At 60.7% G+C, this 22,796-nt stretch carries 34 protein-coding genes and 1 tRNA gene; 5 read left to right on the forward strand and 30 right to left on the reverse strand.

Features of this window, described 5'->3' with window-relative positions; genetic code table 11:
• The first annotated feature begins 154 nt into the window (after positions 1-154).
• Positions 155-1,978, forward strand: a complete 1,824-nt coding sequence (locus tag AC0L21_RS11905; RefSeq protein ID WP_473261487.1) for a DUF6538 domain-containing protein — start codon at positions 155-157, stop codon at positions 1,976-1,978.
• Here AC0L21_RS11905 and AC0L21_RS11910 read toward each other — a convergent pair.
• The 13 genes from AC0L21_RS11910 to AC0L21_RS11970 all read right to left on the reverse strand — a co-directional run bounded on the left by AC0L21_RS11910 (position 1,923) and on the right by AC0L21_RS11970 (position 11,100).
• Complete coding sequence (locus tag AC0L21_RS11910) at positions 1,923-2,663, reverse strand: hypothetical protein (RefSeq protein ID WP_473261489.1); 741 nt, start codon at positions 2,661-2,663, stop codon at positions 1,923-1,925. The genes AC0L21_RS11905 and AC0L21_RS11910 overlap by 56 nt on opposite strands.
• Position 2,664: 1 nt before the next feature.
• On the reverse strand, positions 2,665-2,844 hold the full coding sequence (locus AC0L21_RS11915; protein ID WP_473261491.1) for a hypothetical protein: 180 nt from the start codon (positions 2,842-2,844) through the stop codon (positions 2,665-2,667).
• Positions 2,845-2,958: 114 nt separating this feature from the next.
• A complete protein-coding gene (locus tag AC0L21_RS11920; RefSeq protein ID WP_473261493.1) occupies positions 2,959-3,165 on the reverse strand; it encodes a hypothetical protein in 207 nt (68 codons plus the stop codon).
• Positions 3,165-3,539: an HNH endonuclease gene (locus tag AC0L21_RS11925; protein WP_473261495.1), complete on the reverse strand. Its 375-nt coding sequence runs from the start codon at positions 3,537-3,539 to the stop codon at positions 3,165-3,167. Before AC0L21_RS11925 ends, AC0L21_RS11920 begins: the two co-directional genes overlap by 1 nt.
• 107 nt (positions 3,540-3,646) lie before the next feature.
• The gene (locus tag AC0L21_RS11930; RefSeq protein ID WP_473261497.1) at positions 3,647-3,817 is read right to left on the reverse strand and encodes a hypothetical protein; all 171 of its coding nucleotides are present in this window, start codon (positions 3,815-3,817) and stop codon (positions 3,647-3,649) included.
• Between the two features lie 162 nt (positions 3,818-3,979).
• On the reverse strand, positions 3,980-4,507 hold the full coding sequence (locus AC0L21_RS11935) for a hypothetical protein (RefSeq protein WP_473261499.1): 528 nt from the start codon (positions 4,505-4,507) through the stop codon (positions 3,980-3,982).
• 260 nt (positions 4,508-4,767) lie between these two features.
• On the reverse strand, positions 4,768-5,253 hold the full coding sequence (locus AC0L21_RS11940; RefSeq protein WP_473261501.1) for a hypothetical protein: 486 nt from the start codon (positions 5,251-5,253) through the stop codon (positions 4,768-4,770).
• Positions 5,246-6,061 (reverse strand): hypothetical protein, encoded by an 816-nt coding sequence (locus tag AC0L21_RS11945; protein WP_473261503.1) that lies wholly within the window; start codon positions 6,059-6,061, stop codon positions 5,246-5,248. Before AC0L21_RS11945 ends, AC0L21_RS11940 begins: the two co-directional genes overlap by 8 nt.
• 100 nt (positions 6,062-6,161) lie before the next feature.
• Complete coding sequence (locus AC0L21_RS11950) at positions 6,162-8,378, reverse strand: phage tail tape measure protein (RefSeq protein ID WP_473261505.1); 2,217 nt, start codon at positions 8,376-8,378, stop codon at positions 6,162-6,164.
• A 34-nt stretch (positions 8,379-8,412) separates the two neighbouring features.
• Entirely contained in the window at positions 8,413-8,727 is a 315-nt protein-coding gene (locus AC0L21_RS11955; RefSeq protein WP_473261507.1) for a gene transfer agent family protein, read from the reverse strand.
• Entirely contained in the window at positions 8,720-9,121 is a 402-nt protein-coding gene (locus AC0L21_RS11960) for an HK97-gp10 family putative phage morphogenesis protein (RefSeq protein ID WP_473261509.1), read from the reverse strand. The genes AC0L21_RS11955 and AC0L21_RS11960 overlap by 8 nt, the downstream gene beginning before the upstream one ends.
• Position 9,122: 1 nt before the next feature.
• On the reverse strand, positions 9,123-10,748 hold the full coding sequence (locus AC0L21_RS11965) for a terminase large subunit (protein ID WP_473261511.1): 1,626 nt from the start codon (positions 10,746-10,748) through the stop codon (positions 9,123-9,125).
• Positions 10,726-11,100 carry a P27 family phage terminase small subunit gene (locus AC0L21_RS11970; protein ID WP_473261515.1) on the reverse strand — a complete coding sequence of 125 codons (375 nt, stop codon included), beginning with the start codon at positions 11,098-11,100 and terminating at the stop codon, positions 10,726-10,728. Before AC0L21_RS11970 ends, AC0L21_RS11965 begins: the two co-directional genes overlap by 23 nt.
• Positions 11,101-11,147: 47 nt before the next feature.
• Between AC0L21_RS11970 and AC0L21_RS11975 the strand changes: the two genes are divergently transcribed.
• Positions 11,148-11,873, forward strand: coding sequence for a hypothetical protein (locus AC0L21_RS11975; protein WP_473261518.1), 726 nt, complete (start codon positions 11,148-11,150; stop codon positions 11,871-11,873).
• Positions 11,874-11,878: 5 nt separating this feature from the next.
• Here the strand turns inward: AC0L21_RS11975 and AC0L21_RS11980 are convergent, their stop codons facing one another.
• The 15 genes from AC0L21_RS11980 to AC0L21_RS12050 all read right to left on the reverse strand — a co-directional run bounded on the left by AC0L21_RS11980 (position 11,879) and on the right by AC0L21_RS12050 (position 20,496).
• Positions 11,879-12,196, reverse strand: coding sequence for a phage head closure protein (locus AC0L21_RS11980; protein WP_473261520.1), 318 nt, complete (start codon positions 12,194-12,196; stop codon positions 11,879-11,881).
• Positions 12,193-12,615: a DUF3168 domain-containing protein gene (locus tag AC0L21_RS11985; RefSeq protein ID WP_473261522.1), complete on the reverse strand. Its 423-nt coding sequence runs from the start codon at positions 12,613-12,615 to the stop codon at positions 12,193-12,195. The genes AC0L21_RS11980 and AC0L21_RS11985 overlap by 4 nt, the downstream gene beginning before the upstream one ends.
• 1 nt (position 12,616) lies before the next feature.
• On the reverse strand, positions 12,617-12,904 hold the full coding sequence (locus AC0L21_RS11990) for a head-tail connector protein (protein ID WP_473261524.1): 288 nt from the start codon (positions 12,902-12,904) through the stop codon (positions 12,617-12,619).
• Positions 12,905-12,921: 17 nt separating this feature from the next.
• Positions 12,922-13,362 (reverse strand): hypothetical protein, encoded by a 441-nt coding sequence (locus AC0L21_RS11995; RefSeq protein ID WP_473261526.1) that lies wholly within the window; start codon positions 13,360-13,362, stop codon positions 12,922-12,924.
• Between the two features lie 4 nt (positions 13,363-13,366).
• Positions 13,367-13,696 carry an HNH endonuclease gene (locus tag AC0L21_RS12000; RefSeq protein WP_473261530.1) on the reverse strand — a complete coding sequence of 110 codons (330 nt, stop codon included), beginning with the start codon at positions 13,694-13,696 and terminating at the stop codon, positions 13,367-13,369.
• Entirely contained in the window at positions 13,696-14,229 is a 534-nt protein-coding gene (locus tag AC0L21_RS12005) for a phage tail assembly chaperone (RefSeq protein ID WP_473261532.1), read from the reverse strand. Before AC0L21_RS12005 ends, AC0L21_RS12000 begins: the two co-directional genes overlap by 1 nt.
• A 12-nt stretch (positions 14,230-14,241) precedes the next feature.
• On the reverse strand, positions 14,242-15,375 hold the full coding sequence (locus tag AC0L21_RS12010) for a phage major capsid protein (RefSeq protein ID WP_473261534.1): 1,134 nt from the start codon (positions 15,373-15,375) through the stop codon (positions 14,242-14,244).
• A 17-nt stretch (positions 15,376-15,392) separates the two neighbouring features.
• The gene (locus AC0L21_RS12015) at positions 15,393-15,890 is read right to left on the reverse strand and encodes an HK97 family phage prohead protease (protein ID WP_473261536.1); all 498 of its coding nucleotides are present in this window, start codon (positions 15,888-15,890) and stop codon (positions 15,393-15,395) included.
• Entirely contained in the window at positions 15,890-16,303 is a 414-nt protein-coding gene (locus tag AC0L21_RS12020) for a hypothetical protein (protein ID WP_473261538.1), read from the reverse strand. The genes AC0L21_RS12015 and AC0L21_RS12020 overlap by 1 nt, the downstream gene beginning before the upstream one ends.
• A complete protein-coding gene (locus AC0L21_RS12025; protein WP_473261540.1) occupies positions 16,300-16,626 on the reverse strand; it encodes a gene transfer agent family protein in 327 nt (108 codons plus the stop codon). The genes AC0L21_RS12020 and AC0L21_RS12025 overlap by 4 nt, the downstream gene beginning before the upstream one ends.
• Positions 16,626-17,852, reverse strand: coding sequence for a phage portal protein (locus AC0L21_RS12030; RefSeq protein WP_473261542.1), 1,227 nt, complete (start codon positions 17,850-17,852; stop codon positions 16,626-16,628). Before AC0L21_RS12030 ends, AC0L21_RS12025 begins: the two co-directional genes overlap by 1 nt.
• A gap of 250 nt (positions 17,853-18,102) precedes the next feature.
• Positions 18,103-18,179, reverse strand: a tRNA-Pro gene (locus tag AC0L21_RS12035).
• Positions 18,180-18,306: 127 nt separating this feature from the next.
• Complete coding sequence (locus AC0L21_RS12040; RefSeq protein WP_473261544.1) at positions 18,307-18,792, reverse strand: DUF192 domain-containing protein; 486 nt, start codon at positions 18,790-18,792, stop codon at positions 18,307-18,309.
• 111 nt (positions 18,793-18,903) lie between these two features.
• Positions 18,904-19,536: a cold-shock protein gene (locus AC0L21_RS12045; RefSeq protein WP_018457757.1), complete on the reverse strand. Its 633-nt coding sequence runs from the start codon at positions 19,534-19,536 to the stop codon at positions 18,904-18,906.
• Between the two features lie 198 nt (positions 19,537-19,734).
• Positions 19,735-20,496: an SIR2 family NAD-dependent protein deacylase gene (locus AC0L21_RS12050; protein WP_473261546.1), complete on the reverse strand. Its 762-nt coding sequence runs from the start codon at positions 20,494-20,496 to the stop codon at positions 19,735-19,737.
• A 294-nt stretch (positions 20,497-20,790) separates the two neighbouring features.
• Between AC0L21_RS12050 and AC0L21_RS12055 the strand changes: the two genes are divergently transcribed.
• Positions 20,791-20,955 (forward strand): hypothetical protein, encoded by a 165-nt coding sequence (locus AC0L21_RS12055; RefSeq protein ID WP_007610153.1) that lies wholly within the window; start codon positions 20,791-20,793, stop codon positions 20,953-20,955.
• 68 nt (positions 20,956-21,023) lie between these two features.
• On the opposite strand, the gene AC0L21_RS12060 is transcribed toward AC0L21_RS12055, so the two are convergent.
• Positions 21,024-21,320, reverse strand: a complete 297-nt coding sequence (locus AC0L21_RS12060) for a hypothetical protein (RefSeq protein WP_007610152.1) — start codon at positions 21,318-21,320, stop codon at positions 21,024-21,026.
• Between the two features lie 278 nt (positions 21,321-21,598).
• Here AC0L21_RS12060 and AC0L21_RS12065 point away from each other — a divergent pair, with 278 nt between their 5' ends.
• A complete protein-coding gene (locus AC0L21_RS12065; protein WP_027569930.1) occupies positions 21,599-21,829 on the forward strand; it encodes a hypothetical protein in 231 nt (76 codons plus the stop codon).
• A gap of 77 nt (positions 21,830-21,906) precedes the next feature.
• Positions 21,907-22,032, forward strand: coding sequence for a hypothetical protein (locus AC0L21_RS12070; RefSeq protein ID WP_473261549.1), 126 nt, complete (start codon positions 21,907-21,909; stop codon positions 22,030-22,032).
• Here the strand turns inward: AC0L21_RS12070 and AC0L21_RS12075 are convergent.
• Positions 22,029-22,226 (reverse strand): hypothetical protein, encoded by a 198-nt coding sequence (locus tag AC0L21_RS12075; RefSeq protein ID WP_473261551.1) that lies wholly within the window; start codon positions 22,224-22,226, stop codon positions 22,029-22,031. The genes AC0L21_RS12070 and AC0L21_RS12075 overlap by 4 nt on opposite strands.
• Between the last annotated feature and the right edge of the window lie 570 nt (positions 22,227-22,796).

Raw genomic sequence — 22,796 nt, forward strand, 5'->3', positions numbered from 1 at the left:
GCGCGGTTCCGACCCACCTCGGGACTGGTCGGGGCAGCTGGACTGGTTCTGCCCCGACGAAGAATCCAACAAATTCAATAACTGATTGAATCTCAATGGCTTGATAGCTACTTATAGCCCCGTCAACTGTTACGACTCTTTGTCGCGAGGGGCCATGGGACTAGCATCAAATATTCAGCGCCGGGGTGGTTCGGCGGTCTACTACGTGCGTCTGGCGGTCCCCAAAAAACTCCAGCCCATCGTCGGCAAGAAAGAGATCTGGAAGTCGACCGGTGTGCGGGATCCGAAGGCCGCGCGCCTCGCCGCGCTCCCGATTTTGGCGAAGTATAGGGCGCGATTCGAGGAGCTTGCCCAGCGCCAGGAACCAACGCCCGGCGACCTCCAGACGGCGGTCTGGCGGCATTACGAGAACCTCTTGGATCACGACCAGCGCGAGCGCGCCGCAACGCCCACGACGGCTATGGTGCGGCAAGCCAAGGATCAGCTCGCGGACGATATCGCGGCCGGCTCGGTCGCATGGTCCGGTGATCCACTAGTGCAGCTGAACGCCGCGCTCGATGTCCTGGTCATGAAAGACGCCCCTGCCCTCGCCCGCGATCGGCGCGCTATCAAACTGGCCCAGCTCCGAAAGCACCTCGCCGTAGGCGAAACCGGCCCGATCGAATGGGCGGCCGATGACGTGATCCAGCGGGACCGGCTGTTGATCGAGAGAGGTTCCGCCGCCTACCGCGATCTCTGCCAGCGTCTCCAGCGCGCCGAGATCCAGATGCTGGAACGTGCGGAGGAACGCGACCGGGGCAACTGGTCGGGTGTCCCTACCGACGCCACGATCGCGCCGCCCGATCCTACTGCCGGCCGTAAGAAGGCGGCCCCAGGCGAAAGCCTGTGGGAGCTGTATGACCGCTTCGAGCGCGAGAAGAAGGCGTCGATAAGCCTGGACACCTGGACACAGAACCGGGTGATCGTCGGCCTGTTCTTTGAGTTCATTGGCGACATGTCACATGTCTCGGCGATCACCAGGAGGTCCGTTCGCGATTGGAAGCATGCCCTCGCCTCTTGGCCTGTGAAGGCGCTCAAGATCACAGAATTCCAAGGGATGACCTTCCGCAAGATCATCGAGGCGAACAAGACGGTCGGTAAGCCAACGATCAGCGCGAACACGTTGAATCGCTATCTGTCCGCGATCGCGGGCTTCTGCGAGTGGCTGTTCAATCACGAGTTTATTGAGCAGGACTGCATGCGGGGAATGTTCCTCAGCGTCGACAAGCAAGAGCAGAAGGTCTTCCCCTATTCGGACGACCAGTTGCGCAAGATCTTCACGTCGCCGTTGATGACGCGGTGTGCTGGCGACGACCAGGAGCACAAGCCGGGCGACGTCGAGATCAGGGATTGGCGTTATTGGCTGCCATGGATCGCGGCATACACTGGCGCGCGCCTAGGCGAGCTCGCGCAACTGTTGACGGCGGACGTTCGCCAGATTCATGGCGTCTGGGTGCTCCACGTCACGCGCGAGGGCTCGCGGCTAAAGAGCACAAAGACCGGCGGTTCAGAACGCGTCGTTCCAATACATAGCGAGCTGATCAAGCTGGGTCTGCTCAAACACCACGCCAGGATGGTCGCGCGGGGCGAGCAACAGCTTTTCCCGGAGTTGAAGCCCGACACGCGAGGCTTTTTCTCGCGCACACCCTCGCGGTTCTTCGCAGGCTACTTCAAGCGGATCGGCGCCAAGAGCGACAAGCGGCACAACTTCCATTCATTCCGACATGGCGCTGCCGATGCGTTCCGGCGCGCGGGGTATCTGGACGAACAGTTCGGGCCGTTGCTCGGTCATACCAAATCAACGACAACGGGCAGATACGGCATCATGCCGGAAGGTCCGTTGCGGGATCGCGTGACGATGATCGAGGCAATTGGCTATCCGCTTATAGCACTATCGACGTCGCAGCTTGACCGTCCCACAGACGCGCCTGAACCCTAGTTTCCAGACCCTTCAACATGGTGTCCGCATCAGTCGACAGCTTCACCCGCGCTTTACGCGAATCTGGGCCGTAGACGTTGTGTGCTAGGTGCATTTCCTGTTCAACGACAGCATTGTGGATCAAGTCAGAAATCGCATCGAACTCAGATCTGATCTCCTCGCGAATGAAGATTCCGTTTTTGCGGAGATAGACGTAGAATTCCACGTGAATCTTGCGTGCTTCGTTCAGCTTGTGCCAATCGATGTCCTGTTGGTAGCGCTTCGTTTTGTCCGACGCCTGCTTAATCTGTTCCCTTTGCCAGTTCTCAAGCGGACATTGGTCCAGGAATTCGGATAAGTGGTCAGGTGTCATGCGATTTAGGTCGGGATATTGCTGGAAGGCGGACGTCACAGATCTAACGTGTCCCACCGCCTCAACTAGCTTGCCCCATGCTTCCGGGAGAACGTCGAATTCACGTTGATGAAGCTTCGTGGTCCGGTCCATAAGGGCGTTGATTTTGAACTTCAGCTCTTCCAGCTCGCGTTGCTGCCTATGCTTGTAGGCTTCCAAGCGCTCGTTGAATTTGCCCGTAAGCCACTTGTCACTGAAGAGTTTGAAGCACCAGTAGGCCACGCCTACGGCCGCTAATACGATTGCGGCGCCGCCACCGAGTAGCGTCACCAGATCCATTGCCGTCTGCTGCATCTCAGCCCTTCCAGGCGATGATGTTGTAGCCCCTCTGCTCCATACACTTCGAGACCATGTAGCCGTCGCCGACGAAGCCGTGGTCCTTCTTGGCTTGAATGCACTCGGCCTGATCCTTGGCCCATTTCTGCTGATCGACTCCGACCATGTCGACGATCGGCGGTTCGTAGCGGCTGGACATTGTAGCGCCGCAACCGGCCAAGACCAACGCGGTCAGTAGAATCAAGAGCTGTCGCATGAAAAATCCCCCGCGCAATCTAAGCGCGAGGGATGATTGAGGGCAAGACAATCGAGACTAACCTTCGTCTATAAAGTCCACGAAGGGGTTCTCCGAGATCAGCACGGCTTCGTGTCCGTCCTTCACTAAGATCACCCAACCAAGTTCATCGTGATGTCCGCGGGCAACAGCAGGTCCACTATGATCGTCGATGCGGTCCTTAAGCTCTCGCATGATCTGCTCGAAGTCCCTGACTCCCTCTCCCTCGCGGCGTGTGATGTCCATCAGGCGCTCCCCAATTCGCCAAACTCAGACGCCACTAAGTGAGAGTAGACGTCCCGCCCATCTTCGGCAGTGCTGTAGTAACGTGAACGCCTCAAAGAACGATCGTCCTTAGCAACCAGATTGCTCCATCGATTGTCCGCGTTGTTGCCGTTCGCATGCGCCATACGGCCGATATGCCACTCACCAGTCATATAAAACCAAGCGAGATGGTGAGCCTGATAGCACTTTCGAGCGATCGTGATCACGTGGGAGTATTTCCTACGTGAACCGGCAATGTCGCCAGCCCTCGTTCGGTCGTTATCCACTCGCCACCTAAAGACCCCTGTATTGGGATCGTAATGGAGAAGTGCCTTCAATTGCGCTTGGGTGAGCATTTACCCTCTCTGTTGGTTGCGGAGGGCTATTCACGTAGCGCACGAAAAATAGGATTGCGCGAGGAAGAATTGACCCCTTTTGTCGCAGTGTTACGGAAAGATCACATTCAATCGTTTTGTTCGTCGCTCGATGCCGGATAGATGTCGGCCGCGCACAACGCGACCTGAACCTGGGTCTCCACCCAGTTGCGCCCCAGCACGACGTAGTCGTCGGAACCGGCATTGAGGTCGGTGAGCGAGCGCACGAGTTGGAAGTAACGGTCGTCGGCAATGGTCATCTGGAAGCCCTGCGTTGGTGATGCACGGGAATCGAAATGCGCGATTTGCGAGTCGCCGGCAAGAGCACCAAATGGACGTGCAAGTCATTGCTGACACTGCGCACGTTGATGCCGCAGCCGAAAATAAACTTGCGTGTAAGCGCCCGCTTACAGTCCGCGATCTCAAGATTTGTTTAGACGCTTCCAGCTTGGAGAGTCTTCGATCGTCATTTTTCTGATCTCGTTTTTTGCGTTCTTGCAAAAGGGCTTCGTCTGGTTGACCGGCTCCTCTACCCAAAGCAACATCTTGGACGTTCGGGAGATCGTAATCGTTGTCTTCACGCAGCCAAACTGCGAGTCATCCCCAGCCACGATTTCATTCTTTGTCCACGACCGAATGTCGAATTCTGATGGTGGCCCTAGCCGTCCAATCTGCTTCTCGCCGATGGCTTCAACATTGGACGACCAGCATTGCTTGACCTCCTGATAGCAAGTTACGTTGTATGTGTTGTTGGGATAGGCCATATCCGGGCCGGTCAAGGTTCCTGAGACGACAACGAACGCGTCAGTATCGTAATACATTTTCTTGTCGAAGTGGATCGCCATCTCTCCCGTCTCGCCCGCCGTCACTCTCGTTTGGAGGTAGATGACGGTTCCGGCGCCGCCCACAAATCCGACGAACAGACCGACAAATAACAGCACCCATCTCATTCCCGTTACTCCCCGACCTTGCAGCCCTAACGAGCTTCCCTTCGCATGATTCGCCGAACCTCGCTGTAAGTCCATTGCGCATCCTGCTGTAGCGACCGGGTGATGGTGAAGGCTGGGCCGATCTTGCCCGATACCCGGCGTAGGTTGCGCGTGGCGTAGGTTGCCCAGCCATCGTCGCGTAACGGGACGATCTTGATCTGGAACTGCCGACCCCGTTCCGGTGCCTCACCCCAGGCCCGGCGCACCCGCGGACCACGGTCTCACAATTTGGGAAGCGGCCTCGCGAGCCTCTGTTCATCGAGCAATTGGTCCTCGCGGAGCCCGTTCTCGCGCATAATTTCCCGGTTTTCGATGGTCACAGAGAAACCCGCAGAGCCCGAGGACGAAGACAGCCAATCAGATGTGCCCGGGATTTGCACCTTGGATTCGACTCCCGGGAACTTCACTGAATACGTTTGCTCGACGAATGCGCGGACCTGGTCCAAGTCCGGGTTGGCGCGCCGCACGAAGAGCCGAAAGCGAAACAACCGTTTGGCACCGCGGGTGAATACAAAGGTAAGCTCCGCATCGTCCGGCTGCGGGCATGTGATCTCAGTAGGCCCCCTGCATCGCTTCAAGTCTATTCGCGCATTAACTTCCGCCTCGGACATGCCCGTGACGAATCCGCGAATGTCGCGTTTTTGCTCAGCGAACGCCGTTCCGGCGAAGGTGAGAAGAGTGATTGCCGCAACTGATAGCCTACCCAAGGCCGGCTTCCTCTACCAAATTGATGTGCAACCGAAACGAATGCACGCCGCGCATAATCCGGCGGATCTCCCTATAGGTCAATTCGGCCTCCTGCTGTAACGGCCGGGTCATGGTGAAGGTCTGGCCAATGAGTTTAGCTACCCGGCGATGCCTGCGCATGCAGTAGGTTGCCCAGCCGTCGTCGCAGCGCCGCCACGCCATCTTGATTTGGAATTGGGGCATGGCCTTCCATTTGCCCCAGGCCTTCCACATGACCTCCTTGAGGATGTCACTCTCGACGATCGCACCATAGGCGCCCTGAATATGCAGGCGACCCTCGTCGGTGATGTCGATCGCAAACCAATATGGAAGCCGGATGCCAGCCCTCGCGAGCTGTTTGTCGAAAGACCGCTTCAGAGACTCTAGGAAGCCCCGTGGGTGAGTCAGCGCCTTCGCCTCGGCTTCGTGAGTCAGATTGAAGACGAACGGATAGGCGGGCCTGTCTGCGATCTGGAGGGCCGCTGTCGCTGCCACCGCTTTGACCACGTCACCAGTAAGAGCCCACACGGGTATGTTGTCGTTGGTGGGTGTTACAGAGCTGTCGATAGAGAGTGTCGAGGGTGTGGGGTGCGCAACTGAAGTCTCGCCGGCCAGCAACTCGGCAGGAACGCGGAAAGCGGCTATTTTTGCGAGGATTTTCTTGTCTTTGAAGGCAGACTGGCGGACCCGCTGGGGGACTTTTTTCGACCGGATTTGAGGTCGGTTGTCCTGCGGAATGGAGTTGGCAGCGCTATACTGATCTTGCTTGGACGTTCTCTGCAACGGCACGTTCGGGTCCTCCAGAAAGCCATCCGGGTTCGCCGCCGGGTGGCTTTCGCATTTGGGTTTCAATCTGACGATATAGCGTCGCGCTTCCGGGTTACGCGCCCTATCTCAGCACGCCGCCGGGGCGCCGCTGGGTCCGGAGTTCCTGGGCGATCAGGGTCTTGATTTGGTGCTGGGCCGCCTGGGCGATGGTCTCGCCCATGCGTTGATGGTCCTGCGACGACTGACCGGGACTTCCCTGCACGGAGACGCTGATCTGCGGCGCGATCACATTCGAGGGGGCGATCATAGGCGCCCCGCTGCTGCCGGCGTTGCCGACCAGTCCGCCATCGGCGAAGCGCGGAATGCGATCGGCATTGATTGCCTCCAGGACGGCGCGGTGCTTCGCGGTCGCGGAGGCCCGCACAACGAATTCGCCATTGCTGAGCCGCGCCGGGATGCTATCGGACGTTCCGCTTCCTGGTCCGGCGATGTATCCGCCGTCTGCCTTGGCGACCGGCGCGGCGCCGCCGACCAGGCCGCCGTCGGCAAAGCCAGGGCCGCCCGCTAGGGTCCGCATGATCGGCTGCACGATCAGCATTTTGATCATGGCCTCTTCGAGCGCGCGGACGATCGACCTAGCCATGTCGGCAAAACCCGCCGACACGCTCTTGGTGCCGTCCAGGATGTCCGCAAGGCCGGTGGTGAGGCTGCTGCTCATGGTGCTGCCGACCGAACGCATGGCCTCATTGGTCCGCATGGCCGATGCTTCAACGCTATTGAGCGCCGTTGCAACATCGGGATAGAGACCCCTGAGCTGTTCGGCGATCTGCACGTCCTGTGGATCCAGGAGCGAGGTCTGCCGACCACGTCGGATCGATTGGGCAACCGTCGCCTTTTCGATCGCCTCGGTGGCCTTACCGTAGGCCTCGGTGACTTCCTCGATACGAGTGCGCTGTTCTTTCGTAACGACGCCTTCGCCCTTGCCGGCGGCGGCGTTGGCCTGCATGGCCACGGTCTCAAGCTGTGCCGCCACCTTGGCGCGCTCGCGTGCGGAGGTAGTCAGGTCGAGCGCGGCTGCCTCTGCCTGCAATGCGGCGATGCGCTTTTCAATGCTGTCAGCGGCTGAGCCGAGCTTGTCCACGTTGCTGCCGGTGCTGACCTTGGACGGCGCCGGGCCGGTGCCGCGCGATTGGCCGGGGACAGCGGGGCCGGACTGATCTTGTCCGGCCGTGAGTGCCGCGATTTCCTTTTGCAGCCTTTCGCGGTGGGCTTCCAGGTCGGCCGTAGTGCCGGCGTAAACCTGACCGATACCGGGAATGGCCAAGGGCGGGAGGTTGACGCTGCCGAGAAGCCCGCCGCCAGTGCCGTTAAGGCGGGCGTTGACCTGGGCGAGCGCGTCCCGCTTGGCCTCCAGGTCGGTCGAGCTGGCAGGCATGCCGGGGATGCGCGGGAGCTTGTTAGACAGCTCCACCGCCTTGGCGATGTAGCCGATCACGTCGGCCCAGGCACCCTTGATATCCATCATGACGCTGGCGAGGTCATCCCAGGACGGCTTCAACGCGGTCGAGAGGCGCTGATGGGCAAGCTTCAGCTGGTCATCAACTTCCTTCGCGCGCTCAACCAGGACGTTGCTGAAAATGCCGTCCGCGTCGACGCTAGCCTCTTGGATTGTCGCCAGCATGCTTTCGGCGGATGTTTTGCCTTGCCGCATACGATCGATGATTTGGGCGCCGAACATCTTCTCGCCCAGGTCCAGGCTAGCGGCATGCTGCCCGATCTGGTCGAGCTGCACCATGGCGGCTAGGACCGCCTTGACCTTGTCCTCTTGCGTCTGAGCGTCCCGGAACAGAACCAAGCCCTGGAGCCGTTGGCCGGCCGTTTTGACAAGGGTCTCGTTGTAGACGCGCAAAGCCTTCTCAACGTCGGTGATCTTCTCTTCGCCGACGCTCCACTCGCCAACGTCGATCGGCGTGCGATCCTTGGTGGCCTGGAAAGCATGGTCGAGCGCGGTTTCGAGCTCGCCGGCCTCAACCTTGAGCTTGTGTGCTTCGTTGGTGAAGGCCTGCAAGAATGCTGGCGACACGCCAAGGTTCTGGGCCTTGTCGGCGATATCGACCATTTGTTGCATCTGCTCGCGGGCGCCGCTGATCGCGGCCGTCATGAGCTTATAGGCGCCCACCGCCAGCGCGACCTTGCCGGCGAGATCGAGAGCGCCGCGCGCCATTGTCGCAAAGATCGCTTCCTTGGCGAGGTCCTTATTCATGTCGAGGAACTGCTTTGCGATCTGTCGCGTAGCGGTCCCGGTGAGCGACGACGTTTGCCGCAGCTGTTCCTTCAACTGGTCGAGGTTGAGCCTAACCGGGATCGTGAGACTAGCCATTGTCGGCACCCACAAACAGCGCGGACAGAACGGCGCTCGCGAGCATCACGTTCGGCGCCAGAGGTTTGCCGCGGACATGGGTATCGAGCAGCGCGTCAACATCGCGTTCGGGCATACCTCCGCCGATCAACCCCAGTTCGATCAGGCGCTCTACGTCCTCTGGACTGTAGCTGCCCGCCTCGAAGCGCGCCAAAGCTGCGGCCGGCGCCGGGCCGCGATAGCTCATGACGCGCCGGACCCAGGGATGCCCCAGGTCAAAGGTATGGGTGCCGCCGGCCCAGGTGATCTCGCGGGAAGTGTCAGTCATTTAAAACCTCATTTACAGCTTCGTCGATCGCCTGCTGCATGTCGGCACGCATGGCGTTATAGGTGGAGTAAAAGAACGGGCGCGCGGGCTGATGGCTTGTCCCGAACTCGAAGCCGAGCGCGTAGTCATAGGGTTCGCCGCTGCCCTCGCGGACTTCCTTGGTCGTCATGTCGCCGCCGGCCTGCACTAGGTATTCGAGATCATTGTCGCCCTGGGCCACGGTGCAGGACGCTTCCAGCGCGCCAGTCTCTGGCGACTGTTCGAGCCCTCGCAATGCTTCGCGCTGCGCGTCCGACAAGCGGAAGGCCTGTTCGCGCAACACGTCGCCGAGATGCTCCGTCAACTTGCCCGGCAATGATTCCAGATAGGCGTCGAGGTCGTCGGTATCGGCCATGTTACCAGCTCAGCAATTCGGCAGCGTTCGGGAGATCGTAGAGCGAGCGGTTGCTTTCACCGGCAGCCGCACGCGATACGGCCATCCAGGTTGCCGCCGCGCCGTCAATGCGATCGGTTGATTTGCTCTTGTGAATGATCCGGTTGTCGTTGGCGTCTTTGTGAATTGCCACGTTCGCGAAGTTCCAGCGCAATACCGGATGCCCGCCGTGGCGGAAGTTGCCGCCGATGATCGCGCGCTCCAGCACGTTAAGCGCTGGACTTTGCGTCACCCATCCTTGGCGGATGGTGACGACCGGATAACCTTCGTCGACCAAGGGCGCCATGACGCCTTGTGCGAACGCCACGTCAAAGCCGATCTCTTGCAACTGGAAACGCTCCGCGAGCGAGCGGATGTAGTCCGCGACAGCCGCGTTATCGATAACGTTCCCGGGCGTGGCGGTGATGAAGCCGTCTTTGGCCCAGGCGGCATAATTCACACCGTCCAGGTCGCCCCGCTTACGGATATCTGCCTCCGGGCAAAAGAAGTGCGGCAGCACCGTGTAGGTGTCGCCATCCCGGAAGCACGCCACGACGGACGAAAGGTCGGTGGTCTTGGACATATCGACGCCAACCCAGCACGGCGCGCCCCGCAAAGCTTCATAGTCGATCGGCGCGGCGCCCTTGTCATAGGTCACCATGTCGACAAACGGCGAGGTCGAATGATCGAGCCAGACATTGAGCTTGTATTGCAACAGGCTGTCGCGCTCGGTCGGACTGTCCTTTGCGGTCGCAACATGCCGCCGGAAGCCCGCGATGGACGGATAACCATGGGCGCTGCCGGGATTGACGCGGCGCCAGGCGTCCTCACTGGTGTAGTCAACGTCCGGGGGAGATTCGAGCAACACCGGCAGCCAAGTCGGGTCAACAATATCGCCGCGCGCGATTTTGCGGGCACGCTCGATTACCTCATAGGCGATGTTGTCCTGTCCGCGACCGGCCGTAGTGGCGATCACAAGCAAGCTGTTGTCGATTTTGTCTAGGCCGTTGGCCAAGACGGTCCAAAGCGCAGTGCCTCGCCACACATGAATTTCGTCCGCGAGCACGAATGAAGGTGTCCGCCCGTCCTGAGACGGCGCGTCGGAAGAGATCACCTCCAATTCGGTGCTGTCGTCGGGAAAGCTGATCTTCTTGGCGCTGTTGAAGGCGTCATAGATTTTCGTCGCCGGAACAAGGTGTTTCGGGTCTGCCTTGATGATGCCGCGAGCCTCTTTGAACGCGATGCCGGCCTGCTTCCGATCACTCGCAGCAAAGATGACCTCGCCGCCGGAGACTCGCTCCGGGCCGATCGTATGAAGCAGCGCTAGCGCTGCCGACAGAGACGTTTTTCGGTTCCCTTTGGCGATCAAAATCACGACGCGCGAGATGATCCGGTTGCCCGCGCTGTCGCGCGGCCCGTAGATCGCGCGGACGATACGTTCCTGCCACGGGTCCAGCTGGAATTGCTTCCGGGGCAGCGTCGATTTGGGATGCTTCAAGCGCCGGAGGAATTCGACCGCGCGCTCGCCATAGCCGAACGGGTCCGGAATGGGCGTGTCGTCGAAAATCCAATGCGGATAGGTGTCCTTAGAGGGCGAGCGGATTGTCATCGTCGCCTTCGTTGTCGTTCTCTCGCACGGCCGGTCGCGACCGGGAAACAGGAGTCAAGCCGAGTTCGGCCGCGAGCTGGCGGGCCGTCACCATGCTCTTGTCCTGGGCGCGTAGCAGCTTCAGGTCGATCTCGGCGCGCAAGAGCGCTTCCAACTGGCGGACCCTGCCCATGGCAACGCAATAGCTCTCCAGCGAGCCCAGGTCCGCGATTGTGAGGATTCTGCGCTTTGCCAGCTCCGGCATCACGCGGCGCCATTCGGCCTTGGCGTGCTTGCTCAGCCAGGACGGCGGCTTGGTCGACGCGTCCAGCGCGTTGGCGTCAGCGGCAAGCTGTGGTTTTCTCCCCTTCATGCGGCAACCCCCTCGACAGACCCTGCAACAGACGGCAGGTTAGCGAGATGATTCAACGCTACGACCTTTTTGCCTTTTCTCTCCTGCTGTTCATCGCGCTCTTGGCGGGAGTGATGGCTCTTGCGCCGATCAGCCTCGAAGGCATTTGGCGGTGGCAAACTTTGATTGGAGGCGCCATCGGCGGCACAATTACTGGTCTCGGGCTGCTTGTGGCGACAATGAATGTGACGCGGCAATTGCGGCTGGCTGCGAGGGGAAGAGAACAGGACAGATTGGAAAAGGAGCTTCCTGGTCTGCGGGAGGCAGCGTTCTTGCTCGGACGCATTTCGGTTGCACTTGAAAGGGAGGCGAGCGGAAAGAAGCTTTTGACGGAACTTGGTGAGCGAGGCTTTGACAAAGACAGGCTGGCGGACTTTATCCCGCAAGTGGTAGATGCACTGCCTACCACCCCGGACGCAACAAAGCGCGAGCTGGCACTCGAGTTGTTCAAGTTGCGGGCTAGTGCATCCCGAGTGATCCAGAAAGAATGGACCTTTAACGCGTCGCGAGATCACCTTACGAGAACGCCGGCCATGCACCAGGATAGGAGGGAGGCAGAAACCGCACTCACAACTTTGCACGACGAATTGGAAGATGCGCAGAAGCGGTTCACTGAGGCACTGGCTGAGTTCGAGGCTTACCGAGAAAGATTGATCGCGCTCGGAAAAAGTGAGGCCAAAAAATATCAAATCCTCCGCCGAGAACAGGAGAAACATTTGGCCCTTCCTCACTGACGGAATCATGAACCAACCCGCTCGCAGGTAACGTCCATTCCGACGCGCCGGCCGATCTCGGCGATACCCGTGATCTCATATTGCTGCCCCTCATAGAGCAGCCGGTCATTGAGGCTGAGGCTCGCGAAGTAATACATACGGAAGGTCAGCACCGCGTCGGTGGTGTGGCCGCGCTCCCCCTCCCGATCATCGGTGGCATTCTTGAGTAGTTGCGCCCGCATGGTGGCGAACGTCGTCCAGGTCTCTATTGGCGTGCCGTAGAGGTCCAGGCCGGTGGTGCGGCGCTGGATTTCAATGACGCGGTCGAGGTTGCCGGCCCTCATCCTGCCCTCGCCTTCACGATCGCGGCGACGGTGACCAGGCCATGGCTATAGGAGCCGTGCGGGTCGCGCATATAGCGGGTTTGGGTGGCCTGCATGTCGTGAACGGTGAAACCATCGATCGGCAGCACGCCATCGGCCTGGGCGTCGATCCGCAACGCGGCGACGATGGCGGAGACAGCCTCTTTGCACTGGACCAAGCCGGGCTCTTGGAACCAAACGTGCAGCGTGGCATGCGTCGTCGCGTCCCAGCGCCGAAAGATGGTCTGTCCTTCGCCGACGTAGACGGCCGGCATGATCTCTGGCCGGCCATTGGCGTCCAGGACGTGCTCAGCCTGGACCAGGGCCATCAATTCCGGGCTCGCAACAACGCGGGCGCGGATGGCCTTTTGAAGAGCAAGAGAGGGGTCAGAAATGGCCATTTCAGAAGCAAAACGCGCGGTAAGGGGCCAACAAATCCAGGAAGCCGAACGGCAGTTCCTGGGCGGTGACCCCGACCAAGCTGGCTTCCCGGTTCTGATAGAGGTGCGCCGTCATTTGCAGCACGGCTTCATTCACCGGCGCGGGAGTGCCGTCCGCGTCCACATTCGAGGCTGTATAGGCGCCAACCCACGTCTTTGCCGCCGCGAGCTTGTCGGAAAGCAACGTGTCGTCGGTTTCGATCGTGACGTTCAGGTGGGCCTTAGCTTGGTCCAGGGTGATGCCGGGCATAGTCAGAAAAACTCCAATTAGACGCTCTCTTGCGCGACCCGGAGGCACCGGTCGCGGACGATTTCTTGAGCCTTTTGACCCACCCCCCGGGTGTATGAGGCCGCAGCATTGCGGTGCGCTTCGTCGCGCTGTGCGGCCATATGCTGGTCGAGGCCATGGCGTAGCTCTGCCATCTGCTCTTCCATCTGGCGCACGAACGCGCGCACTGAGCGCGTCATCTGTCGGTGTGCGGCATGCATATCGCGCTGCCAATCGCGAAGCGCCGGCAAGGCAGCAGCGAGGGACGGCGCAAGCGTCGGCTTGGGCTTTCGGCCCTGCTTGCCAACGGGCGTCATCAAGGCCTCTTCCACGGACCAGCCCAGTTTCAGCCGCTTGGCGAGTGTGTCTGGGCTGATACCGGTGCGCTGTGCCCAATCAAAAAGCGGGCGAGCTTCACCATTGAATTCGATCAGACGCATAGGACTACTTTGACCTTTCGAGAGACTGCTTGGTGCTGTTGTGGTGATGGGTGCAGAGCGGCTGCCAGTTGCCCTTGTCCCAGAACAAGGTGCGGTCGCCACGGTGCGGCTTGACATGATCGACCACAACGGCAGGCTTGCCGCACATGGCGCAATGCGGATGTTTGTCCAGGAAGGTGCGACGGGCCTTTGACCAGCGGCTGTCATAGCCGCGATCGTTGGCGTTGGACCTGCGCTTGTCGGCTTCCTTGCGGCGTTGGTTCTGGCATGGGCAAAGATCGAAGCCGGAGACCACTCGCCCGCAAGCACAGACGCGACCACATTTGTAGGGCATTAGCGTGCCCCCAAAGAATGGACGTTGAGGTCGCCAATGGCGTTGAGCTTGTCGCGGACGCTGCCGAGACCGCCGGGCTCTTCCTCACGCTTGCCACCAAAGAGAGCCTGGAGCATTTCCATGCGGCCTTCGCGTGCGTTGAGGATTTCAGCCGGAGTTGCGCTCCATGTCGCTTCCGGCGTCCAACCAAGCCAACCGGTGCCGAGCTGGAACAGACGGGTAAAGAATTCATCGAACGGCATGGGCCTACCCGATGCCGGCTTGTCGTCGTTGGTATCAGCGCCGCTCAAGATCAGGACGAATTCGAGGAGCTGTTCGCGCGCATCCAGGATGCTGCGGATGGACGCTGCCGGAACGGTGTCACTGGTCGCGGTGATCAGGTCCATGATGGCGGTGAAACTGCCTTCGGCGACGGCTTGGTAAAGTGCCGGGAAGCCATACTTCTGCTGAAGATGGAATGCGGCCCGCAGCGTTGGCTTCAGGTCAAATGACCTGTCACCAAGCTGGAGGGTAAAATTCGCTGCGAGCCGCATGTTCATGTCCTCTTAGGTCGCGGAGACCTTGAGCTTCACGAAGCGATCAGGATGCGTCACGTCGGCGCCGACGCGCTTGCGCGCGTGGAAGCGGACTTGGCCCTTGGTCGCCAGCGTGTAGGGGTCGCGAAGGATGGAAATGCCGACGCGATCGACGATGCGGTAACCCTTGAGGTCGCCGAACATGACCGGGACGGCATTGGCCGCGATGTCGGGCATATCGACCGCTTCAACGATCGGCCGGCCCAGTAGCGTGGTCGGCGCGCCGTCCGAGATCGGGTCCAGGACCAGATAACGGCCCATGCCGTCCTTCCAAAGGCGGATAGCACCGAGCGTGTTCCGGTTCATGAGCCACACACCATTCTGGGCATGCGCGCCGGGAAGCTTGTGGAACATGCTGATCAGCACGTCGGCCGGCGTGGAGGCCGGGAAGTTGGTGGCGTTACCCGTAATGACGGTGGTGATGCCGGTTGCACTAAGCAATCCCATGGGCTGGGTCGTGCCATTGCCCTTGACGAAGTGCGTGCCCTCGCCAATGCCGAACGCCTCGCCGAATTCCGACTGAAGTTCGCCCTCGATACCGTAGGCGTTGTCTTCCAAGAGCCAGTTGGAAATGTCGGTATAGGTCGCATACTCATACGGAGTGATGCCGATCTGCTCATAGGACGGCTCGCTACCGGTGCGGTCCTCGGTTTCGCCGACGATCACAGCGGCCGGGCTGCCGGTGCGCCGGGGATACTTAACCTGACCGGCGCCGATGGTCCGGACGTTCGCATACTGACGGATTGGCGAGAACTGGCGCAGAAGCTTCAGGATCTCGTTGCCGAATTCCGGCGGGGCAATTGCAGTGTTGTTGCTGACGACGAGCGACTTCTTTTCGAGATCGTCCATCTTGTCGGCGCCGCCGCGAAGGAACGACTCGAACGCCTTGGTTTCGACCTTCGGCTCATTGTCGTTCGCCGCACGGTTGCCGGGCCGATTGACCTTGGCCTCGATGCGGTCCAGGCGCTTGGTCAGCTTGGTGTTGTCGTTGGCCGCCTTCGTTTCGAGGGCCGCCTTCAGTTCCGCCAGTTCCTTGGCGACGGAGGCAATCGGATCGTCGGCTTCGCCGGTGTCCTTGAATTCCAGTGCATTCGAAGTCTTCATCGGGTGGTCCATAGCTCCTAGGATTTCAGCGTCGCCGTGAAACGCTTGATGAGATCGGCCACGGCACGCGCCGCGTCGTCGGATTTCGTGCCGGTGACCCGGGCACGGGGATGGGCGGGGTTGCGCACGATTGACGTTTCGAACACGTCGAGCGCGGTGATGAGGCGCCGGGCGCCTTGCTTGATCGCGGTTTTGGTGCGGAAGCCGATGCTCAGGCCGCTGGCGAGCTGGCCCCGGATCATGGCGAGCACAGAACGGGCGCGCGGCCGGTCCATGTGGAGCTTGCCTTTCACCATCAGGCCTTCGTCCGTCTCTTTCACTTCCGTCCAGGTGCCGATGAGGTCGCTGGGGTCGTGGTTGAAAAGGATCGGCATGTCGGTGACAGCGATATTGAAGGCGCCCTTTTGAATGAGGTCGCCATAGCTGTCCGGGCCGGCATTGAACGGCCAAGCGATGCCGGTGATTTCACCTTCATCGCTGACGCTGAGCGTTGCTTTGACCTCTAGGCGGTCCATCACGACGCCTTGTAGCCGCTGTAAATCGCGATGGCCCGGTCAGCCGCTTGATTGACGGGTGCGGCGGAGGTGCCGCTGCGAATCTTCAGGTAGCGAATGGTCCACCAGCCGAATGAACTGAGGTGGATGGCGCGATTGGCGCCGGCCTGATACGTGACTTCGCTGCTCTCGTCCCAGAGGTCGCGATAGGTCACGCCATCTGTGCTGACCTGAAATGTAAGCCCGGCGGCGGTCCAAGTGCTCGGAAGCTCGATGCGCGACAACACATGGCCGGCCAAATCAATCGCCGGAGATAAGCTCTGCCCGCTTGGAATGATGACGTTTGCGCTGTAGTCGACGCGGGTGCCGTCGCCAGCAACCATGACAGGTAGTGCATTGGCGTCGCTGATGGGGGTGCCGGTGGCGAAAGTCACTCGATTGTTTCCTTCTCATGGGGATTGCCGAACAGCGTCCGCTCCAGGATCTTCGCGGCGAGTTCGTATGTTTCGATCAGCGGCCGGCCGTCCACATAGGCAACGATCAGCTCATGGGCACGCTTGGGTGTGATGCCGCCGCCGATCAGAGCGAGGCGGATTGTCTCGGTAAGATCGGCCTGACTGAACGATCGCGCGAACATGCGGTTGCTGAGCGCGCCGATCGGGCCGCACTGCTTCTCAAGCTCATGGATCATGGGCTTGGTCAGGTGGAACTTGTGCTCGCCGTCGCCAAAGAATGCGTCGTAGGACAGATCAGGCATTAGGCGGCCTCTTGATCGTTGGTGTTGAGCTTGCCGCCGGCATGTGCGGATGACGTATTGAAGTTTTCGAACACGTCGCCGCCCTCATAGGCCGGCAAACCAAAGCCGATCTGGCGAGCTTCATTCGGGTTAAGGATGCGCGCCGACACAGTCGCGCTCAGGGCTTGGGCACGCGCAAGCAAGTCGGCGCGGGCGAAGCCGTCGATGTTGAATTCGATGGCGAACTGATCGCGTTCTGCCGGCGTCAGAAGCTTCAGCTCTAGCTCTTGCTCGAAAGACTTGAGCCGGGGCAGCAGAGCTTGAGAGAGGAATTCTTGGCCAATCGATTCAGTGGATCGCGGCTGGGCGCGATCGACCTGCATCAGCATGTGCAACGGCACCCGGAATAGGCGCGCGATCTCCGCCACCGCATACGTTCGCATTTCCAGGAACTGGCTATCGACGGAATTGAACGTGAGGGGTTGCCAAGCGGCATCGGTTGGAAGAACGGCCGTGCCGCCGGAGTTATCCCCGCCCTGTGATGCCTGCCACGCGGCTTTCGCGGCCTTGAGCGTGACTTCTGTAACGGTGCCCTTGAGGCTCAGCACGCCAGAAGGACGCGCGGCGTTGCCGAACAGGCGCGAGGCGTGACGCTCAAGGACCAGGGCGAGCGCAATGGCGTTGCGGCCTTCGCCGACAAGGCCCTTACGTGCATCATATGCCGGCGTCGGGATATGGATCAGGTCCGCGCCGTCCATCTCTCGACCGTTGAGCTTGTAGGTCGGTTCTACATCGCTGGTATCGACGGCCACGGATTGGGTTTGCGGATCGAGCCGGATCAGTTCGGCAGGCTTGCCACCGTCAACCCGATTAATGAGCGCGAAGCCGCCATGCGGCTGCAACAGCGCGTCGGCCATGATCTGGGTGCGGAACAGCGCAGCCGGGGTCCAGCCGTTCGGCGCATCGTGCAACAGGTTGTAGAGCGGATGATCGGGAGCCTTCTCTTTGCCGCCGCCCTCAAGCTTCCGGTAGACGTGCAGAGGCAAGCTGCCGGCCGCTTCCGAAATTGAGCGCACAGCGCACGCCACCGGCGCAGAGGTCATGGAACTGGTCGGCGTCACAACCACGCCAGCAAGGGTCGGGTTCGCGCCAAAGAGGTCGAGCAGCCACGGCTCCGGCGAGGAGATGCCGGAGGAGGTCTTGGTCTCGATACCGAGAATCGATTTGAGGCGGGAGGCGATCGACAAAGGAGCAACACAGAGCGTTTGGCCCGCTGGTTAGGCGAGCGATTGAACGGATTCTCTGTGTGCTGTGCGGCGCGTAGCGCGATCGAATATTGCGCGAACTTGCCTTAGATCGACATAACCTTGCGGGATAATTGTGGCGACAATGTGCCCTCTACCCCGGCAAACTGTCTCGACTGACTGTTACGAATTGCACCATTTTCGTTTGGTTGAATTCGCCTAGGCTCTTGATTTTATTACGTTATTTCAAATATGGTCGGGGCAGCTGGATTCGAACCAACGACCTGCAGTACCCAAAACTGCCGCGCTACCAGGCTGCGCTATACCCCGAATGTCCGGCGAGCCCCGTCGATACACGCTTCCCAAAGCGCCAGCAAGCCTCCCAACGGCACTGGCAAGCTTCCCAAAAGACCGCCAGGACGGGGCAAATAGCCCTGCCAATAGGCCCCTGGCCCGCCTACTTGCTGCCGAACAGCGGGTGGCCGACGCGGTCGCCGGCGCGGATCCCATATTTTTGCGCCGTCCCCGCCACCACCTCCAGAACAGCCCGCGCGGGCCCCTTGGATGAGATGATCTTTGTCGACATCGGCTCGGTATTTTCGGCGATGCGCAGGATACGGCCGTCGGCGCGAATGAAGATCATGTCGAGCGAGACGTAGGTGTTCTTCATCCACATCGACACCTCCTGCTCGGGATTGAAGTCGAACAGCATGCCTTTGCCGTCCGCCAGTTCTTTCCGGTACATCAGGCCGGTCTGCTTCTCTTCCTCCGTCGTCGCAATTTCGACCGAGAACACCTGCACGCCGTTCCTGGTGACGATCTCGAGCGGCTGGAAGCTGGCAGCGCGGACGGGCGCGCTCGCGACAGCGCAGCTGGCGATGACGAGGATGGCGGTGAGCCAGCCCTTCGCAACGGCAAAGACGGCCTTTCGATCGAAATTCATGGATGGCTCTCGAGGCGTGGGACTGGACCAGTCCTTACGTGGCGGTCGCCGGAAAAGCCAGAGGCGCGCCGGCCAGCCAGCACGCCTCTGCTCACGATCGCGGGAATTGGATCAGTGGGACGAGACCGGCGATCCCGTCTCGGGATGGATCTCGGCCGCCATCATGCCTTTGGAGCCGGGCCCGAAGCGGACCAGGACATACTGGCCGGGCCGCAACTCGGTCATGCCGAAGCGGCGCAGCGTCTCCATGTGCACGAAGATGTCAGGCGTACCCTCGCCGCAGGTCAGAAAGCCGAAACCGCGCAGCCGGTTGAACCACTTGACCTGGGCCCGCTCCAGTCCGCTGGTCGCCGTCACCGTGACATGGGTGCGTGGCGGCAGCATCTGTGCCGGATGGATCGCAGTCGACTCGTCCATCGAGACGACGCGGAACGCCTGGTAGCCCTTGGCCCGTTGGATGCACTCGACGACGATGCGGGCGCCCTCGTAGGCGGTCTGGAAGCCGTCGCGCCTAAGCACGGTAACGTGCAGGAGCACGTCGGGCCAGCCATTGTCGGGAACGATGAAGCCGTAGCCCTTTGATGCGTCGAACCATTTGATGACGCCGTGAACCTCGACGAGGTTGGCGCTGCTCTCACCAAGTCCGGTGAACGGACTGAGTGCGCTGTCGCGACCGCCACCGCCGTGTTCGCCCACCGCGGGAACTCCGACCTTCTTGGACTCAAATCCGTCCGACGACCCCATAACCCCGGACCCCACACATGCCATGCAACCCGCCTGAATGGCGGCGCCGAATCACGCGTCTTTAGAGAATCTTCTCAACTCGACGCGACGCGAATCTTTCGACTCAAAAGATAACACTCCCGGTTGCGACGCATAGACAAAAAAGAGATTCGCCGGAACCTATGAACAGCTTGCACAGCCGCGAATCAAATTGCTGCCTCAATTTCCGACAAAGGGCCCGAGCGTTTCGCCGATGTCATGGCGGATCACGAGGTCGGCGATGTCGTCCTGCTCGGTAGGCTCGCGATTGACGATCACCAGGCGCGCACCTGATTCCTTCGCCATCATCGGAAAGCCAGCGGCCGGCCACACCACCAGCGAGGAACCGATCGCGATGAAGAGGTCGCAGGCTTGCGACAGCGCGGTCGCGCGCTGCATTTCGTCCTCGGGCATCATCTGGCCGAAGGAGATCGTGGCGGTCTTCACCGGCTCGTCGCATACGGTACAGTTGGGTGCGGCGCCCTCCGCGTCCATGCGGCGCTTCACCCAGTCGAGCGGATAGGCCTGACCGCATCCGATGCAGCGCGCATACGTGGTGTTGCCGTGAAGTTCGATGACGTGGTCGCTCGCGACGCCGGAGGCCTGGTGCAGATTGTCGATGTTCTGGGTGATGATCGCGGGAACCTTGCCCGCACGGTAGAGCGAGGCGAGCGCGCGATGGCCGCGACCGGGCCTCGCCGCCGCAAACACCTCCTCCATCGCGAAGCGCCGGCGCCAGGATTCGTCGCGCGCCTCCCGGCTGGCGACGAACTCGTCGAATGGGATCGGGCGGTAGCGCGTCCAAATTCCGCCCGGCGAGCGGAAGTCGGGGATGCCGCATTCGGTCGAGATGCCGGCGCCGGTGAACGGCACGATCCGTTTGGCTTCGGCGATCATGTCGCCGAGACGCTCGACGCCGCTGCGAAGATCCGATGCAATCAACGCGGCCTCCCGTTTTGCTTTGCCGATTGGCTTGGCTGATCAGTTTTGCTGATTTGTTTTTGCGCTAGCTGCAACATGTGCAAGCGACAAGATTATTGACGCTGTTATCCACTGCCGCGCAAGACGCGGTCGGCAATTTTTTCCGACCCTCGCTTATCACAATCCTGCAATGCCTCCTCCCCATTGACGCCCCAATCAGAAGCGCCAATGCATATGTTGATGCGACTCAATGTGATTGCGGCGGCAGTGCTTGGGTTCAGTAGGACACATACTCACGTGCAGAGGGGATTTGAAATGACCGAGGACGAACAGCGTAAAATCCGCGAACGCGAAGAGATCGCCGCCCGTGTCGCCGCCTTCCGTGCCACCCAGGAAAAATTCAAACGCGAGCGGGACGAGTATTTCGTGTCGACGCTCGACAACGCGCGCAAGGTGGAACGGCCCTCGCTCTGGCCGTAACGACACCAGATCACCAGGCATGAAAAGAGCCCGGAGCGTTGCTCCGGGCTCTTTCGTTTGTTCAGCCGTTACCAGTGACGGTAATAATGGTGGCGGCGGTAGTACGGTCCATCGCCGTAATAGGCGTAGGGACCAGGGCCGTAAGCGTAGGCGGGGCGGCCATAGTAGCCATACCCCGGGCCGTAGCCGTAGCCATAAGGATGGGACGCGGCGACAGCGCCCGCAGTGATGGCGCCGGCGGCGAGGCCGAATGCGAGGCCCGGACCGATGCCGCGACCGCGCGCCTCAGCGGGCGCAGGCGCCGCGACCGCGGTCACGCCGACGGCCGCAACGGTAGCCAGAACTGCCAGTGTCTTCCTGATCATAAATGTCCTCCTTCGTATCTCGCACAGACAACGCCGGCGCGTTGCGATGGTTGCGCGCAAGCCTGTGGAACCGAGCTCGGAATAAATCCGGCCACGCATGGAACAGGCGTGCCTTCCGCGAATTGTTTGTTGAAGTGCGGAAGCCTCTGCCGTCGGGTTGAGGCAACAGCACAAAGACCCCGTCAGCATCACAAATGCTGGCGGGGTTTTCAGTTTTACGACAGCAAATTGGCAACGCACCACCATTGCTGCCAGCGGGGAGCGCCTAGGAGGATGAAGTGCCGATATCCAGATTGCTGGCCCGTATCCGCAGGCTCGTTCCCAGATCCGGCGATCAGCATTACGACGAGATCGTCCGCAGTTTCGGTGTCGGCACGCTGCGCCCGCCGCCGACGCCGATGAGCGACGGCGAACTGGCGCGGGCGATTGCCGAGTTCCTCAAGGAACAGCCGTCCAGCGAGTCCGTAGGGGCCCTCGGCCGGCGGCTCGACCCCACCACCCCGCTTTGAGGCGCGGGTCCGTCCTGTCCGGGAACATGCGCTTCGCGCGCACGTTGGCGTAGCCTTCAAGGAGAAAAGAGGCCGACATGCCCGTCTGGCTCGAAGTCTTGCTCAACCTGTCCGGCTATGCCGGTTTCGTGGCGCTCGCCTCACGCGGCCCCGCGTGCCCCGGCAGTTCCGCCGACCATCAGATCTCTGGCGGCGACCGCTAATTCGCGTGCGACGCCTGGCCCGCCGTGCGCATCAGCCTGTCGGCCTTGACCGCGACACGCGTGTCCTCGAGCTGTGGCCGCAGCGAGACGCTGATCACCACGAAAGCCAGACAGAAGAGCGTGCCGACGATGGCGACGCGCCGATAAGTGTGGCGGTCGCCCTGATAAAAGCTCGGTTCTGAAAAAGGCGTCATGAATTCGTTCTTGGCAAAGTTGCTTCCAGTCTTCGCCAAACACACCTATCCCAAGCAGCGGCAAGCGCAACGCGATTGGGCTTTTAACCTAACCGAATAGGGTTATCGGCTTCGCGGCAAGCTTACGTTAGGAGTTCGCGGAAGCGTCTTCAGGACCCGCCATGCCGCTTCAAGCTCGCGCGATGCGGAGGCTGTGGATCTGTGGATCCGCCGTCCGGCTTTGTTCCAGCTTCACCTGCCTTTCGTTCTCGAAGAACGAATCGGAATCGCAGAAATCGGCGCGAGGCAAGTCTTAAGACTTCGTTTGCACACGAACGAGCGCCGTCGCCAACGATCGCGCGCTCACATCGCGTCTTCGGATTTCGACCGCGGTGGCACCTGCGGCACCGATGGCCTGTCTTTGCGCAAGCGCGGGTGCCGGTCGCACTAAAAAACTTTTGCGATCTCGGCGAACATCTCGAGCAATCAGCACGCATCCATGTCGCGTCTCGCTCGCCTCATCTCGTAGCGAGGGACAGGCGGACGGGACTGTGCGAAGCATCACGCCGGCTTGGTCAGGAAGGGCGTGTC

It is taken from the genome of Bradyrhizobium sp. WSM4873 (assembly GCF_055811355.1).

Excerpts from the sequence above, each read along its gene's own strand:
- AC0L21_RS11905 (WP_473261487.1), top strand. The coding sequence starts at position 155 with ATGGGACTAGCATCAAATATTCAGCGCCGGGGTGGTTCGGCGGTCTAC.
- AC0L21_RS11910 (WP_473261489.1), bottom strand. The coding sequence starts at position 2,663 with ATGCAGCAGACGGCAATGGATCTGGTGACGCTACTCGGTGGCGGCGCC.
- AC0L21_RS11915 (WP_473261491.1), bottom strand. The coding sequence starts at position 2,844 with ATGTCCAGCCGCTACGAACCGCCGATCGTCGACATGGTCGGAGTCGAT.
- AC0L21_RS11920 (WP_473261493.1), bottom strand. The coding sequence starts at position 3,165 with ATGGACATCACACGCCGCGAGGGAGAGGGAGTCAGGGACTTCGAGCAG.
- AC0L21_RS11925 (WP_473261495.1), bottom strand. The coding sequence starts at position 3,539 with ATGCTCACCCAAGCGCAATTGAAGGCACTTCTCCATTACGATCCCAAT.
- AC0L21_RS11930 (WP_473261497.1), bottom strand. The coding sequence starts at position 3,817 with ATGACCATTGCCGACGACCGTTACTTCCAACTCGTGCGCTCGCTCACC.
- AC0L21_RS11935 (WP_473261499.1), bottom strand. The coding sequence starts at position 4,507 with ATGAGATGGGTGCTGTTATTTGTCGGTCTGTTCGTCGGATTTGTGGGC.
- AC0L21_RS11955 (WP_473261507.1), bottom strand. The coding sequence starts at position 8,727 with ATGACTGACACTTCCCGCGAGATCACCTGGGCCGGCGGCACCCATACC.
- AC0L21_RS11960 (WP_473261509.1), bottom strand. The coding sequence starts at position 9,121 with ATGGCCGATACCGACGACCTCGACGCCTATCTGGAATCATTGCCGGGC.
- AC0L21_RS11965 (WP_473261511.1), bottom strand. The coding sequence starts at position 10,748 with ATGACAATCCGCTCGCCCTCTAAGGACACCTATCCGCATTGGATTTTC.
- AC0L21_RS11970 (WP_473261515.1), bottom strand. The coding sequence starts at position 11,100 with ATGAAGGGGAGAAAACCACAGCTTGCCGCTGACGCCAACGCGCTGGAC.
- AC0L21_RS11975 (WP_473261518.1), top strand. The coding sequence starts at position 11,148 with ATGATTCAACGCTACGACCTTTTTGCCTTTTCTCTCCTGCTGTTCATC.
- AC0L21_RS11980 (WP_473261520.1), bottom strand. The coding sequence starts at position 12,196 with ATGAGGGCCGGCAACCTCGACCGCGTCATTGAAATCCAGCGCCGCACC.
- AC0L21_RS11985 (WP_473261522.1), bottom strand. The coding sequence starts at position 12,615 with ATGGCCATTTCTGACCCCTCTCTTGCTCTTCAAAAGGCCATCCGCGCC.
- AC0L21_RS11990 (WP_473261524.1), bottom strand. The coding sequence starts at position 12,904 with ATGCCCGGCATCACCCTGGACCAAGCTAAGGCCCACCTGAACGTCACG.
- AC0L21_RS11995 (WP_473261526.1), bottom strand. The coding sequence starts at position 13,362 with ATGCGTCTGATCGAATTCAATGGTGAAGCTCGCCCGCTTTTTGATTGG.
- AC0L21_RS12000 (WP_473261530.1), bottom strand. The coding sequence starts at position 13,696 with ATGCCCTACAAATGTGGTCGCGTCTGTGCTTGCGGGCGAGTGGTCTCC.
- AC0L21_RS12005 (WP_473261532.1), bottom strand. The coding sequence starts at position 14,229 with ATGCGGCTCGCAGCGAATTTTACCCTCCAGCTTGGTGACAGGTCATTT.
- AC0L21_RS12010 (WP_473261534.1), bottom strand. The coding sequence starts at position 15,375 with ATGAAGACTTCGAATGCACTGGAATTCAAGGACACCGGCGAAGCCGAC.
- AC0L21_RS12015 (WP_473261536.1), bottom strand. The coding sequence starts at position 15,890 with ATGGACCGCCTAGAGGTCAAAGCAACGCTCAGCGTCAGCGATGAAGGT.
- AC0L21_RS12025 (WP_473261540.1), bottom strand. The coding sequence starts at position 16,626 with ATGCCTGATCTGTCCTACGACGCATTCTTTGGCGACGGCGAGCACAAG.
- AC0L21_RS12040 (WP_473261544.1), bottom strand. The coding sequence starts at position 18,792 with ATGAATTTCGATCGAAAGGCCGTCTTTGCCGTTGCGAAGGGCTGGCTC.
- AC0L21_RS12045 (WP_018457757.1), bottom strand. The coding sequence starts at position 19,536 with ATGGGGTCGTCGGACGGATTTGAGTCCAAGAAGGTCGGAGTTCCCGCG.
- AC0L21_RS12055 (WP_007610153.1), top strand. The coding sequence starts at position 20,791 with ATGACCGAGGACGAACAGCGTAAAATCCGCGAACGCGAAGAGATCGCC.
- AC0L21_RS12060 (WP_007610152.1), bottom strand. The coding sequence starts at position 21,320 with ATGATCAGGAAGACACTGGCAGTTCTGGCTACCGTTGCGGCCGTCGGC.
- AC0L21_RS12070 (WP_473261549.1), top strand. The coding sequence starts at position 21,907 with ATGCCCGTCTGGCTCGAAGTCTTGCTCAACCTGTCCGGCTATGCCGGT.
- AC0L21_RS12075 (WP_473261551.1), bottom strand. The coding sequence starts at position 22,226 with ATGACGCCTTTTTCAGAACCGAGCTTTTATCAGGGCGACCGCCACACT.